General features: G+C 66.1%; 14 protein-coding genes. 6 read left to right on the top strand and 8 right to left on the bottom strand.

What is annotated here, in order from left to right; genetic code table 11:
• Nucleotides 1-5: 5 nt before the first annotated feature.
• The 7 genes from ACAM54_RS31580 to ACAM54_RS31550 all read right to left on the bottom strand — a co-directional run bounded on the left by ACAM54_RS31580 (nt 6) and on the right by ACAM54_RS31550 (nt 6065).
• Nucleotides 6-1574 (bottom strand): AMP-binding protein, encoded by a 1569-nt coding sequence (locus ACAM54_RS31580; RefSeq protein WP_369651092.1) that lies wholly within the window; start codon nt 1572-1574, stop codon nt 6-8.
• Nucleotides 1575-1711: 137 nt separating this feature from the next.
• Entirely contained in the window at nt 1712-2737 is a 1026-nt protein-coding gene (locus ACAM54_RS31575; RefSeq protein ID WP_369651093.1) for a LysR family transcriptional regulator, read from the bottom strand.
• A gap of 309 nt (nt 2738-3046) precedes the next feature.
• A complete protein-coding gene (locus tag ACAM54_RS31570; protein ID WP_369651094.1) occupies nt 3047-3214 on the bottom strand; it encodes an ESPR-type extended signal peptide-containing protein in 168 nt (55 codons plus the stop codon).
• Nucleotides 3215-3394: 180 nt separating this feature from the next.
• Nucleotides 3395-3865: a hypothetical protein gene (locus tag ACAM54_RS31565; RefSeq protein WP_369651095.1), complete on the bottom strand. Its 471-nt coding sequence runs from the start codon at nt 3863-3865 to the stop codon at nt 3395-3397.
• 114 nt (nt 3866-3979) lie between these two features.
• The gene (locus tag ACAM54_RS31560; RefSeq protein ID WP_145747122.1) at nt 3980-4657 is read right to left on the bottom strand and encodes a hypothetical protein; all 678 of its coding nucleotides are present in this window, start codon (nt 4655-4657) and stop codon (nt 3980-3982) included.
• A 109-nt stretch (nt 4658-4766) separates the two neighbouring features.
• Nucleotides 4767-5201 carry an SgcJ/EcaC family oxidoreductase gene (locus ACAM54_RS31555; RefSeq protein WP_369651096.1) on the bottom strand — a complete coding sequence of 145 codons (435 nt, stop codon included), beginning with the start codon at nt 5199-5201 and terminating at the stop codon, nt 4767-4769.
• Nucleotides 5202-5231: 30 nt separating this feature from the next.
• Nucleotides 5232-6065, bottom strand: coding sequence for a hypothetical protein (locus ACAM54_RS31550; RefSeq protein WP_369651097.1), 834 nt, complete (start codon nt 6063-6065; stop codon nt 5232-5234).
• 214 nt (nt 6066-6279) lie between these two features.
• Here ACAM54_RS31550 and kdsA point away from each other — a divergent pair, with 214 nt between their 5' ends.
• Nucleotides 6280-7131: a 3-deoxy-8-phosphooctulonate synthase gene (gene kdsA / locus ACAM54_RS31545; protein WP_369651098.1), complete on the top strand. Its 852-nt coding sequence runs from the start codon at nt 6280-6282 to the stop codon at nt 7129-7131.
• A gap of 131 nt (nt 7132-7262) precedes the next feature.
• Here the strand turns inward: kdsA and argC are convergent, their stop codons facing one another.
• Nucleotides 7263-8213, bottom strand: coding sequence for an N-acetyl-gamma-glutamyl-phosphate reductase (argC, locus tag ACAM54_RS31540; protein WP_369651099.1), 951 nt, complete (start codon nt 8211-8213; stop codon nt 7263-7265).
• Nucleotides 8214-8333: 120 nt separating this feature from the next.
• Between argC and ACAM54_RS31535 the strand changes: the two genes are divergently transcribed.
• The 5 genes from ACAM54_RS31535 to ACAM54_RS31515 all read left to right on the top strand — a co-directional run bounded on the left by ACAM54_RS31535 (nt 8334) and on the right by ACAM54_RS31515 (nt 13325).
• The gene (locus ACAM54_RS31535; protein ID WP_192326894.1) at nt 8334-9218 is read left to right on the top strand and encodes a LysR family transcriptional regulator; all 885 of its coding nucleotides are present in this window, start codon (nt 8334-8336) and stop codon (nt 9216-9218) included.
• Nucleotides 9219-9351: 133 nt separating this feature from the next.
• Nucleotides 9352-10371, top strand: coding sequence for an AraC family transcriptional regulator (locus tag ACAM54_RS31530; protein WP_145747127.1), 1020 nt, complete (start codon nt 9352-9354; stop codon nt 10369-10371).
• 128 nt (nt 10372-10499) lie between these two features.
• Nucleotides 10500-11240 (top strand): nitroreductase, encoded by a 741-nt coding sequence (locus ACAM54_RS31525; protein WP_369651100.1) that lies wholly within the window; start codon nt 10500-10502, stop codon nt 11238-11240.
• Complete coding sequence (locus ACAM54_RS31520) at nt 11237-12889, top strand: AMP-binding protein (protein WP_369651101.1); 1653 nt, start codon at nt 11237-11239, stop codon at nt 12887-12889. Before ACAM54_RS31525 ends, ACAM54_RS31520 begins: the two co-directional genes overlap by 4 nt.
• The gene (locus tag ACAM54_RS31515) at nt 12882-13325 is read left to right on the top strand and encodes a MaoC family dehydratase (RefSeq protein ID WP_145747130.1); all 444 of its coding nucleotides are present in this window, start codon (nt 12882-12884) and stop codon (nt 13323-13325) included. Before ACAM54_RS31520 ends, ACAM54_RS31515 begins: the two co-directional genes overlap by 8 nt.
• Nucleotides 13326-13330 lie beyond the last annotated feature (5 nt).

Here is a 13330-nt window from a genome sequence, read left to right as displayed (position 1 = left end):
GCTTCTCAGTTCACGCGGCGGTCGTGGCCCACCCAGTACGGCGACTGGATGACCTTGCGCGCGATTTTTCCGTTGGCGTTCTTCTGCAGTGCCTCGACAAACTCGATGCGGCGCGGCCGCTTGAAGCCCGCAAGCCGTTCGGCGCAGAAGGCATCGAGCGCGGCTGCGTCCGCGGCCGAGCCGGCCTTCAACACGATGTGCGCGGCCACGGCCTCGCCCCACTTGTCGTCCGGCACACTGAACACGCACGCTTCATCGACCGCGGCGTGCTGGTACAACACCGCCTCGACCTCCGACGGGTACACGTTGAAGCCTCCGCTGATCACCATGTCCTTCTTGCGGTCGACAATGTAGATGTAGCCGTCGTCGTCCACACGTGCCAGGTCGCCCGTGTGGTAGCGGCCGTTCTTCAGCACCTCGGCCGTGAGCTCGGGAGCGCGCCAGTAGCCCGCGAAGACATCGGCGCCTCCCACCACGATCTCGCCGATCTCACCGGCGGCCACCGGCTGGCCTTCGTCGTCGACGATGTCCACCCGCGACTCGAGAAACGGCCGCCCGCACGATGCCAGCCGCTCGGGCATGGCGGCTCTCGCGAACAGGTGGTCTTCAACGCTCAGGCCGCACACGCCCGAGGTCGTCTCCCCCGCACCATAGCCTTGCGAGAGCACCGGGCCGAACACGTCCATGGCCTGCATGATGCGAGCCGGCGCCATCGGCGCGGCGCCGTAGCCCAGGCGCCGCAGGTCGGGCAATGGGCGGTAGCGGCCCTGCACCTCGGCCAGCAGCATGTTGATCATGGTCGGCACCATGAAGGTGTGGGTCACGCGCTCGCGCTTCATTTCCGCGATGAAGCGTCCGGGATCGAAGCCGCTGAAAAGCCGGATCGTGGCGCCGCTGCACAGCGCCGGCACCAGCTGCATGCCCGATGCGTGCGTGATCGGTCCCACCAGCCCCAGCAGGTCGCCGGGCTGAAGGTTGTCGGCGCGCATCAGGAACTTGCGCAGTTGCGCGAGGCGGTTGCCGAAGGTCTGCATCGCGGCTTTGAGCACGCCGCTGGAGCCCGAGGTGTAGTGCAGCACCGCGAGTTCGTCGGCGCTCACCCGTGCGGGTGTGAAGCGGTCGCTGGCGCGAGAAAGCGCGCCTTCGTATGACGTGGGGGAGTCTTCCGCGGCGTCGAGCAGCAGCAGGCGCGGCGCGCTCTTGAGCTGCGGCAAGAAGCTCTCGGCGCGTTCGGCGGTGGTGACGATCAGCGTCGCCTCGCTGTCCGCGATGACCTCGGCCACTTCGACCGGCGCCAGCCGCGCGTTGATGGGCGCCTTCACGAGCGCGGCCTTGTAGCACGCCAGTTCGAGCTCGACGATTTCGATGCAGTTCGGCAGGTACACGCCCACGCGGTCGCCGCGCTGCAAGCCGAGGCCGCACAGCGCGTTGGCCAGACGATTGGAGCGCTGCTCAAGTTCTTCGTAGGTGGCCGAGCGCTGCGCGCTGGTGACGGCAAGCCGCTTCGCGTGGATGCGAGCGGCACGGGATGTGAGCTCGCCGACGTTGGCGATCTCGGGGGCTGTGGTTTGCAAGTTGTCTCCTGGATGTCCGAGCCACGGCACGGGATGGAGACGACTTTGGCAGCGGAAGGCGCGCAACAACAAATACGGATTGCTGATGCGCGGCCATCAAAAGAGTTGATGGCCCTGCCAACTCGGCGTGCCCGGCGCTATGGCTTGCCTGACGCTCCTGGTGCGGAGCTCTCTCCCAACAGGAACTCCGCCTCCCAGCGGCCCGATGCGATCATGCGGCGCGTTTCTTCGACGAGCACGTCCATCACTGCCCGGGTCGCGGGGTCGGGCTCGCGCGCTGACGGGGTTGCAAGAAAGTAGGTACGCGCCAGTTCGGGACGCACCACGCGCGCCACCAGCCACTGCTTGCCGCCCGCTGGCGCGTCGCCCAGGGCGCAGGCGGGAGAAAAGGTGAAGCCCGCGCCCGCCAAGTACAGCGAACGGATCACGCGAGCGGAATCGTGCTCGTGCGCGATGTTGAGCTCCAGGCCCAGGTCCGACGCAGTGCGCTCGACCTGCGCGCGAATGCTGAATCGGCGCGATTGCAGCACCAGCGGGAGGCCGGCCGCACGGGCGAAGGGCATCGCGGGTCTCGGCACCTTAGTCGCCTTGCGCTTCTTCGATGCACCGGTGGCGGGCTGCAGGGTCATGGCCGCAACCTTGCCGTCGGCGTCGTAGCCGCAGACGAACATCGCCTCCCGCGCAAGTGGCTTCACATCGAGCCCGTTCACTTCATCGCTGTCCACCAGGATCCCGATGTCCGCGCGCCGCTCGACCATGGCCTTGCGCACCATCAGGCTCAGGTCGTCGATGACGAACACGCGAATGCGTGGATGCCTTTGTTTCAGCCGCGCCAGCGCCGGCCCGAGCAGCAGCGAGGCTAGAAGGAAAGGTACGGCCACCGTGACCGAGCCCTCGGGCCCATCGGGCGTGCGCTGCAGGCGCTCGCGCATCGCGCTGGCGTCGGACAGCAGCTTGCGCGCGTCGTGATAGAGCTGCAGCCCGGCCGCCGTGGGCGTGACGCCGACGTGCGAACGCTCGAAGAGCTGCGTGCCAAGCTCCTCCTCAAGCTTCTTGATCTGTGCCGTGAGCGCGGGTTGCGCCACGTACAGCGCACCCGCGGCGCGCGAAAGGCTGCCCGCTTCCAGCACGGCGATGAAGTAGCGCAGCGATCGGAGTTCCATAAGCCCTGGATTCTCTACCCGGCGCCGGCAGGGCCCGCCGGCCAGCATGCAGGTGCAGCGCTCATCGGTTGGAACACCGGCTGCGAATACGTCGCCGCGAAAACTTCAAAGCGGCCGTTCACCGATTTCAAATTCGCTTCACGGACCAACGGCAAGGCCGAGGGGTTCATCCAGTCCGCGCGACGCGTGTGGGCCTGCGGTTGGACTTCCAGAACTCAGCCCAGCGAACCGATGCCCTGGCAAGCTGGCAGCACCCCTCAGTGCCCGGTCATGGCCGACCGCTGGCGGTCAGGTCTTCCGCGGCCCTCGTCAGATGGATGGCTTGGGGGCAACCCGCAGCACAACTCCCGCTCGTGCCGTATCGAGAGCACCACCACTTTTCACTCGGAATATGCGTGTGGTGCTGCGCGCGAGTTCGGAAACCACCCGGGCGCGGCCGAGCAGCCGGTCGAAGACGACGCGGTAGATGTGGTTCACAGACCCCTCCAACTTTGTTATCGAATGAGCATTCGGTAACAAAGTGTTGAATGTCGCGCGCCAAAAATCAACATCCGGCGGGCATGCCGGAGGTCGAGTAGTTCCAAAGAATTAAAAATTCAACTCAGATGCGCGGGGGCCGAACGACAGAACCGAGGCTGCGGCTTCGCGAGACGGTCATCAGCGAACGGCCGGTTTGGTCCCGTACGCCCCTGCGGGCCGGTCCAGGTCCTTCGACTTCTTCCCGTGCCGGCGAACCCACCGCCAGACCGAGTCAATCCACTGGGAGAAGGAAGCAACGTCGTATGCCAGTCCACCGGGGGCAGCGAAGTCCTTTGCCCAGAACAAGCGGCCGGAGACACCCGACAGCGAATTGCTGCGCGTCATGTGCAGCAGCGGGGCGCCGTCGGCATTCGACACGTAGCGCCAACCGACGCTGTTCGGATCGTGGGCTTGCTCGCCCACAGTTCCGTATTCGGGCGTCCACGCAAATGCCGTATTCCAGATTGCATAGGTGTGATGCCCCTTGAAGATGGGATGGAAGTCGTCCACCCACAGCTCTTCGATCGTGGGCGCAAAAGCCTCGATCAACCGGATGTCGGCCGCGCTGCGCAAGAACGCGACGAAGTCCTTCTCGTCCGCCTCATTCATGGCAATCTGGAGTTGCTTTCCCACCATCGCTTCCCCGGGATTCGAGTCAATTTCTGGACGTCGGCAGCCTGCGCTCGCACGCCGGGCGGACCGAGGGCCGCCCATCTGCCAAGGTCAGTTGGCCGCAAAGCAGTACATCAGCCCGGCGCTGCCGCTCATTTTGAGCTGGTCGACGCTGCAGCCGCGCGTACCGTGCGAGGAGTTCCACGACGCGTTGGCTACCGGATCGGGATTGGTGCCCTTGTGGTCGTGGTGACCCACGATGGCGGAGCCGCCGTCGCTTCGGGTCCAATTGCCGCACGTGGTGTCCTTGCCGGGTTCGGGCACGGCCACGGTTCCGTCAGGGCGCGAGCCGGTGAGGATGTCGTGGCGGTTGACCGGATCGCCGAAGCCGGAGACAACTTCGCCCTTCTCGGTCAACGAGGTGTCCTTGCCCACCTTTGCGTTGGCGCTGTGCAGGTCGGCCACGCTGGTGGCGACGACCACTCCCTTGGCGTTGGTCCAGGGGCCGGTGCCGATCCGGTCGCGCGCATTGACAGCCGGCTGTCCGTTCGCGGCGACGGTGCTCAAGTAAGCGCGCCAAGTCTTGTCGCCCGCCCCGGCACTCGTGGCCAGCGATTGGCAGAAGCGGTCGGCTCCGGCCAGGCCGCCGAGGTCGCCGCCCTTTCCGGGGTTGACGCTGGTGATGAAGAAGCTCATGGACTTGCCGCCCGATGACCCCATCGCTCCGCAACCGATGATCAGGGCGGCGGCGACGGCGGCGCCAGTGGAAAGAATGAAGCGACTGGGCATCGGAGACTCCTCGCAGTATTGGAGCCGGCAGGCTACCGCAGCATGGTGTCATCGGCAACCCACGCCCGTCTCCCACGCGGCGCTCGAGGTCGATATCGTCCCTGCACGATCAGGAGCCTTGCTCGTCTCTCAGCACGGTTTCTCCCGTGCGCGGATTCGTCAGGGTGACGTTCTCGAGCGCCTTGATTCGCCACTCGCCAGCCCGCTCCGTCAGCACGGCAAGAATCAGCGTGTCGACGGCGTGCGGACCTGCCGGGTGCGCGGCACCGACCCGGAGGCGACTCCAGAAGTGCATGACCACCACGCCGTCGGCAAGGGTGACCAGGTCGATGAGCTGGTTCTCGAGCGTGGAATCGCTGTAGATGGTTGCGTGGATGGGGGCATGCAGATCGACGATCTTCCCGGCGCCGCGCACGTAGTGCCCGAACCGATTCACGAATGTCGCGTCCTCGTGGAACAGTGCTCCAAGAGACACCATGTCGTGGTTGTTCCAGGCGGTTTGAAATGCGAGCGGTGCGTCTTCGGGTTGTCTCATTTGGATCATGTGGATTCTCAAAGCGTCTGCGCGGGGCACTCAGGCCCTTGGCCCATGCGGCAGCCTGGCGCTGGCGGCAATCTGCGCAGCCAGGAATTCCGCCTTCACAAAACCGTGCCGCTCTTGGAAGGCGACCGTCTCCGCCTGCATCAGTTCCGCATAGGTTTGCATGAGCATGCTCGCCTCAACGTATCGCGAGGCGCCCAGGTAGGCCTGGATGGCAGAGCGATAGATGGCGTAGTCGCCGTTCTCCTTCGCGCCTCCATAGGACAGCTTGAGTTCAGCGCGTGCTTGCCAGATGGGATCGTGCTCCAAGGCCGGCGCTTCGCCTTGCGCCTGCAGCCATCTGAGCGGCCTGGTCGCGCGACCTCCCAATGACGGTGGAGCAATGATGGCCCTGATCGCGACTGCAAGCGCCTCATCGATGCGCCCTTGCCGAACATGCTGGGCCCACAGAAGGCAAAGGGCGTCCGTGTACTCGGGCAGAACGTCCAGTGCTCTTTCCAAGAGCTGGACAGCCTCTGCCACGGCTTGCGCCTGCACCTTCCGCTTCGCATCCTCGAGAAGCGCCCGCGGGGAGCGCGGGTCCTCCACGAGGGAAGGAGGTTCAGGGTATGCGTCCTCAGCCTTCGCGAGCGCGACCAGGAATGAGGAAAGCGAAGAGTACACCGGTTGGATCTGCCATGAATCGTGCCATGTCTCGACCACGATGGGCTCCCGCGCTTCCAGCCCGATGGGCCAGTAGAGCCCAAACGTATCTCCGTTGCCGAGCGCCCCCTCGGCCAGAGGTCGAAACCCCAAAGGAGGGTACGGCGTCTCGTAGCGCCACGCCTGGTCAACGGTGACCTCTGCAATTTGCGGGGGGAGGAACATGGATGTGAGCGGGATGGTTGTTTGCTGGCAGCCCCATAGACCCGAGCATAAAGCTCGAAGGTTTTCATGAAAATCCTACGGCGTCGGCAGCCGGAACGCCCAGTCGGGTGGACGGTCGGTGCTGGCCGGCTCCAGGCACTGGTGGCCAAAGGCGTGCTTCATTGGCCGGCCGGAGCGCGAGAATGCGAGCAACAACACTGCAGGAGAACTCTTCTTGACGACCGTCGCCATCACCCCCGCAATCAACGTCAGCAACAGCAACGGCTTTGTCCTGTTTGGCGGCGTGAACGTACTCGAGTCGAAGGACATGGCCCTGCGTGCTGCCGAGGAGTACGTGCGGGTCACGCGCAAGCTTGGCATCCCATACGTCTTCAAGGCAAGTTTCGACAAGGCGAATCGCTCGTCCATCCATTCCTTCCGAGGCCCCGGTCTGGAAGAGGGCCTGAAAATCTTCGAAGCCGTCAAGGCCGCGTTCGGCGTGCCCATCCTCACCGACGTGCACGAGCCATGGCAGGCGAATCCCGTCGCCGAAGTCGTGGACGTTCTGCAACTGCCTGCGTTTCTCGCCCGCCAGACTGACTTGGTCGTCGCGCTTGCCAGGACGGGCAAGGTCATCAACGTCAAGAAGCCCCAGTTCCTGAGTCCGCCGCAGGTGCTCAATATCGTGGAGAAGATCAGGGAGGCGGGAAGCTCCCCGGTCATTCTGTGCGACCGTGGCACCTGTTTCGGCTACGACAACCTGGTGGTGGACATGCTTGGCTTCGGTGCCATGAAGAAGGTCACCGGGAACCTGCCCGTCATCTTCGACGTTACCCATGCCCTCCAGCAACGCGAGGCGAACGCTGCCGTCTCCGGCGGGCGACGCGAGCAAGTGGCTGAACTGGCGCGTGCGGGCCTGGCGGTGGGCTTGGCGGGCCTCTTTCTTGAAGCTCATCCTGACCCGGCGCAGGCCAAATGCGACGGCCCCAGTGCTCTGCCGCTGGACCAATTGGAGCCTTTCCTCGCGCAGCTGAAGGCGTTGGACGACCTGGTGAAGTCGTTCGCGCCGCTGGATGTCCGCGCCTGAACAGAGGACACTGCCCCGACGCATCCGCACGGGTGCCAACACAAGGCTGCCAATTCAACACGGGCGATGGAAGCCCGGGCCGCTCTCTACCGCGGGCTAAATGTCATGCCGCCCGCGCGCGGCCCAATGGGTCACCGGGCTCCAGGTGTGGTACCCGCCGACAATCCGAGCATCAAATCGAGGTTCTGCACCGCCGCTCCCGCGGCGCCCTTTCCCAGGTTGTCGAACACCGCGGCCAACAGCACCTGGCCCGTGCGCTCCTGCTCAAAAACCGCGAGTCGCAATCGGTTGCTGCCGTTGAGTGCCCGGGGGTCGAGCCGCCGCGCATCGACCTCCTTGTCGAGCGATTGCAGCTCGATGAAAGCTTGCCCTGCATAGCGCGCTTGAAGCGCGGCGTGCAAGCGCGCGGCCGTCACGCCGGCGGGCAGCAGGCGCAGATGCAGCGCCATCGTCAACACGATGCCTTGCCGATAGTGGCCATACGCCGGCACGAACACCGGCGCATGCGCCAGGCCGGCATGCTGCTGGATCTCGGGCACGTGCTTGTGGTTCAGGCCCAGGCCGTAGACCTGGAAGGGCACCGCGGTGGCAGCGCCGGCGCCTTCATGATCCTCGAGGCCGGGTCGGCCCCGTCCTGAATAGCCCGACACCGCGTGGATGACCAGCGGGTAGTCTGCCGGCAGCAGGCCATCATCGATCAACGGCTTGAGCAATGCCAGCGCCCCCGTCGGGTAGCAACCGGGATTGCTGACACGCCCGGCGCTGGCGATGCGCCCGGGCTGCGCAGCTTCCAGTTCCGGCAGGCCATAGACCCAGCCCGGCGCGGTGCGATGGGCCGAGCTCGCGTCGATCACCCGCACGCCAGGACGGCGCACCAGCGCCACGGCCTCGCGCGCGGCGTCGTCCGGCAGGCACAGCAATGCGATGTCGCAGTCGTTCAGCGCCTCGGCGCGATGAGCCGCGCTCTTGCGATGTTCGGGCGGCAATTGCAGCAAGCGAAGGTCGGTCCGCCCCGCCAGCCATTGCCGCACCTGCAGGCCCGTGGTGCCTTGGTCGCCATCGATGAAAACGAGAGGGGTCATGGAGCGCTCCGATTGAGTTCGAAACGCATGGTGCATCGCCCATCGCATGCACACCAGTTGAATCTGACAAACTACGGATTCAGGAATTCTGAATCCCCTTCCAACGAGGAAAGTTGCACGATGCGCGAAATCAACCTCGACCGCCTGCGAACGCTGCTGACGGTGATCGATCTCGGCTCGTTCGCGGCAGCGGCCAAGGCACTTCATCTGGCACCGCCCACGGTGACGCTGCACGTGGCACAGCTCGAAGCCCGCCTCGGGGCCCGCCTGCTGCACCGCGCGCCGGCCGGCGTCACCGCGACGTCCGCCGGCAGCTTGCTGATCGACAGGGCGCGGCGGCTGCTGGCCGAAGCCGACGACCTGCTGCAGACCGTTCAAAGGCAGATCGCGGCGCGCGGCGGCCGCGTCCGATTGGGCGCGTCCACCGGTGCGCTCGCGCACCTGCTGCCGCAGGCCTTGGAGGCCTTGGCCGCCCGGCATCCGGAGATCGACGTGCAGGTCGCGGTGATGACCAGCGAGGAAGCCCTGGCGCGGCTGGCCGCCGGCAGCCTGGACATCGGCATTGTGGCTTTGCCGCAGCCGGTGCTCCGCGGCCTGCGCGTGCAGGCCTGGCGCAAGGATCCGGTGCTGGCGTTCATCCCGGCCGATTGGAAACCGCCGCCGCACGTGACGCCGGCCTGGCTCGCCGCCCGGCCCTTGATCGCCAATGACCGCGGCACCCGGCTCTTCCGCCAGACCGCCGAATGGTTCGCCGCGGCCGGCGAGAGGCCGCAGGCGCGCATCGAATTGAACTACAACGACGCGATGAGGAACCTCGTGGCAGCAGGCTACGGCGCCGCGCTGCTGCCGCACGAGGCAGGCGCGCCGCCGCCCGATCGGCGCATCAGCATGCGACCGCTGCGGCCGGCGCTGTCGAGGGCGCTGGGCATTGCGCATCGGACCAGGCTGGACGACGATGCGACGGAGTTGACGCTTCGGGCCTTGTTGGGGATGAAAGAGCATTGAAAGTCGTTTTCGTTGCGCCTTGCGGCGGATCGCTTCGCCAGCTTCGCCCCGGCCGGAGTGACTAAGATCAGGCCGCGCCACCCCCACGGCCAGGGGCGCACCCTGATCAACCATTCCCCAGAGAGTTCGCCGCATGAAGTCAGCAGGGCTGAAGGGCACCGTTTCCATTGAGCTCGTGCATGAGGCGATTCGCGCCGCCGCGCTCAGGAACATGGACATCAGCGGCGTGCTCGAGATCGCAAGGCTGGACCGCGATCTGCTGAATGCGCCGCGCGCGCGCATTTCGGCGGCTGCGTACTCGCGCATGTGGGTGGCGCTGGCCGACCTGATGGATGACGAGTTCTTCGGCCTGGACAGCCACGGACTGCGCCGCGGAAGCTATGCGCTCATGACGCGCGCAGCGGTCAACTCGGAGAACCTGGAGCACGCCCTGCGCCGGATCCTCCGGTTTCTTCACGCCACCCTGGACGACTTTCGCGGGGAGCTGGTCCGATCAGCGGACGAGGCGCGCGTGATCCTGCACGACGGTGGCGTGCTGCGCCGGCTGTTCGGCTACGGCACCTGGTTCATCCTCGTCCACGGGCTGGCATGCTGGCTCGTGCACAGGCGAATTCCGTTGCGCGAGATGCGGTTCCGCTGTCCGCCGCCGGCCGACGACAGCCACTACCGCACGCGGTTCTGCGAGAACGTGAAGTTCAACGCAGAGACCACGCACATCACCTTTGCCAGCGACCTGCTCGATCTGAAGATCGCGGAATCCCCCCAGACCGTCGACAACTTCCTGCGGGCAGCGCCCGCCAATCTGCTGGTCAAGTACCGCAATGACGCGAGCACCAGCGCACAGGTGCGGCACCGGTTGCGCAGCCAGATGCCCGATGCTTGGCCCGAGCTGGAGAAGCTCGCGCAAGAGCTCTGCGTTTCCGGCACCACGCTCCAGCGCCGATTGCAGCAGGAGGGGCTGAGCTACCAGCGGGTGAAGGACGATCTGCGGCGGGACATCGCGATCGACCTGCTGTCGAGCGCCCCGCTGACGGTGGCCGAGGTCGCCGCCCGCACCGGATTCCGGGAGACCAGCGCCTTTCATCGCGCCTTCAAGAAATGGACAGGCGTGAGCCCCGGAAGCTATCGCTCCTCTGCGCACGCGCGGGAATAAGCGCCCGGCGCCCGCCAAAGTGACGTCCGCATGCCCGAAAGCCCCGGCCGGATCGAGGCCTGCGGGCATGGGCATCGAGCGCTTGCGGAACTAAGCTCCTCGGCAGTCCAGCAACGAGGAAACCCGCAATGAACCGAATGATGGCGCCGCCGCTGGGTGCGCAGGCGCTGCAAGGTGCAGTCGATTGGGCAATTGCCACGCGGCGCAGCATCAGGGCGTACCTGCCCAGGCCGGTGCCGCAGCAAGAGATCGAAGCGATCCTCTCGACCGCGCGCTACAGCGCTTCCGGCATGAACATGCAGCCCTGGCATGTGCATGTGCTGACCGGGGCTGCGAAGGCCGGCCTGTCCGCAGTGATCGCAGCGCTCGACGACGATCCCGGCAGATCGGAGGAACTGCTCGAGCCCTACGACTACTACCCGCGCGAATGGCTCTCCCCGTACCTGGAGCGGCGCCGCAAGGTGGGCTGGGACCTCTATGGGCTGCTTGGCATCGCCAAGGGCGACAAGCAGCGCATGCACATGCAGCATGGGCGCAACTACCGTTTCTTCGATGCGCCCGTGGGCCTGTTCTTCACGATCGACCGCGCACTGCAGGAAGGAAGCCTGCTGGACTGCGGCATGTTCCTGCAGAGCGTGATGATCGCCGCACGCGGCCGCCACCTCCACACCTGTCCGCAAGCCGCGTTCCTGAAGTTCCATCGCCAGATCGCCGAGTTCCTGGACATTCCCGCGGGCCAGATGCTCGTCTGCGGCATGAGCCTGGGCTACGCCGACGAGTCCTCCATCGAGAACGCCCTGGTCACCGAGCGGGAGCCGGTTTCCGCCTTCACGGCATTCCACGACAGCACGAAGGAGACAAGGACATGAGCGCGCCATCCTATGCAAAGGGCCTCGACCGCTGCGAGGCGAACCATGTGCCGCTGACGCCGCTCGGCTTTCTCGACCGCGCCGCGCTGGCCCATCCGAACCGCCCGGCCGTGGTGCACGGCGACCTGACGCGGACCTGGGCGCAGACGCGGGAGCGCTGCCATCGCCTGGCATCGGCGCTGGTGGCCAGGGGCATCCAGCCGGGGGACACGGTTTCGGTGCTGGCGCCGAACACGCCGGCGATGCTGGAGTCGCACTTCGGCGTGCCGCTGGCAGGTGCCGTGCTCAACGCGATCAACCATCGCCTGGATGCAGAAGGCATCGCGTTCATCCTGCGTCACGGCGAGTGCAAATTGCTGATGGTCGACCGCGAATTCTCCGCAACGGTTGCCGCCGCCCTGGCGCTGCTGGACAGCCCTCCCCCGGTCATCGACATCGAAGACCACCTCGCGCCGCCCGCCGAACGCATCGGCGAGACCGACTATGAATCGCTGCTGGCGAGCGGCGACCCGGAGTTCCCCGGCCGCTGGCCGAGCGACGAGTGGCAGCCCATCGCGCTGAACTACACCTCGGGTACGACGGGAGACCCGAAGGGCGTGGTCGCCAGCCACCGCGGCACCTACCTGATGAGCCTGCTGCAGATCACGAACTGGGCGATGCCGCGGGCGCCGAAGTACCTGTGGACGCTGCCCATGTTCCATGCGAACGGGTGGTGCTTCACCTGGGCCGTGACGGCGGCGGCCGGGACCCACGTCTGCCTGCGCCGGGTGTCCGCCGAAGCGGTGCTGCGGGCCATCGACACGCACCAGATCGACCATCTCTGCGCGGCGCCGGTCGTGATGGCCATGCTCTCGGATTCAGCCCGGAACATCCGGCTGTCCCGCAGCGTGCGGGTACTGACTGCGGGTTCCCCGCCGCCGCTGGCCGTGCTGAACGCGGTGCTGGCGATGGGCTTCGAGGTGGAACACGTGTTCGGCATCACCGAGGTTTGCGGCACGCCGGTGAGTTGCGCGTGGCAGGACGGCTGGGACGATCTTGAACCCGCCGAGCAAGGCAGGCTGCGGGTGCGCCAGGGCGTGCGCGCCGCCATGTTCGAAGGCCTCATGGTCGGCGACGCGGACACGCTGGAGCCGGTCCCTCGCGACGGAAAAACCGCAGGAGAACTCATGCTGCGCGGCAACACCGTGATGATGGGCTACTTCAAGAACGAGGCGGCGACACGCAGGGCGCTCGCCAACGGCTGGTTCCGCACCGGCGACGTCGCGGTCCTGCATGGCAACGGCTATGCGCAGATCACCGATCGTTCGAAGGACGTGATCATTTCGGGCGGCGAGAACATCTCCTCCGTGGAGGTCGAGGATGTCGTTCATGGCCACCCGGCCGTCCTGCACGCCGCCGTGGTCGCCCAGCCCGACGAGAAATGGGGCGAGGTGCCGTGCGTGTTCATCGAACTCAGGGCCGGCATCCCGGCGCCTTCCGAGCAGGAGATCATTGCGTTCTGCCGGGAGCGGCTGGCCCACTTCAAGTGTCCACGCCGGGTGATCTTCAGCAGCTTGCCGAAGACGACCACGGGAAAGATCCAGAAGTTCCGCCTGCGCCAGCAGGCCGGAAGCCAGGAGGCCATCACCGGCCTCGCGCGCCATGGTTGAGTTCGAACCCGCTGCCCGCGCCCCTGTCGAGCCCGGCTACCGCTTCTCGCGAATCCACACTTTCGACGAAGAGCAAGTCAGGGCCTTTGCCTTGGCCGCGGGAGACGAGAACCCGCTGCACCACGATGCGGTGTTCGCAAGGGGCACGCGCTTTGGCGGACTGATCGCAAGCGCCACGCACACCACCTCGCTGCTGATGGGATTGACCGCCACGCATTTCGCGAAGAAAGGACATGTGCTGGGCATCAACTTCTCGGTCGATCTGCTGCGGCCCGTATCAGCGAGCGAGACGGTGCTGATCGAGTGGCGCGTTTCGTCGATCGCGGCCCGTCCCAGAGGCGGCAGCATCATCGAACTGCAGGGATGCATGAAAGGGTCGGACGACCGGACCCGCGTTCTCGCGCACGGCACCGTCCTGCTGACCGCCGGCGAGTGACGGCC

The sequence above is a fragment of the Variovorax sp. V93 genome (assembly GCF_041154485.1).
Lineage (GTDB): Bacteria > Pseudomonadota > Gammaproteobacteria > Burkholderiales > Burkholderiaceae_C > Variovorax > Variovorax beijingensis_A.
This window is presented reverse-complemented; position numbering and strand designations above follow the sequence as displayed.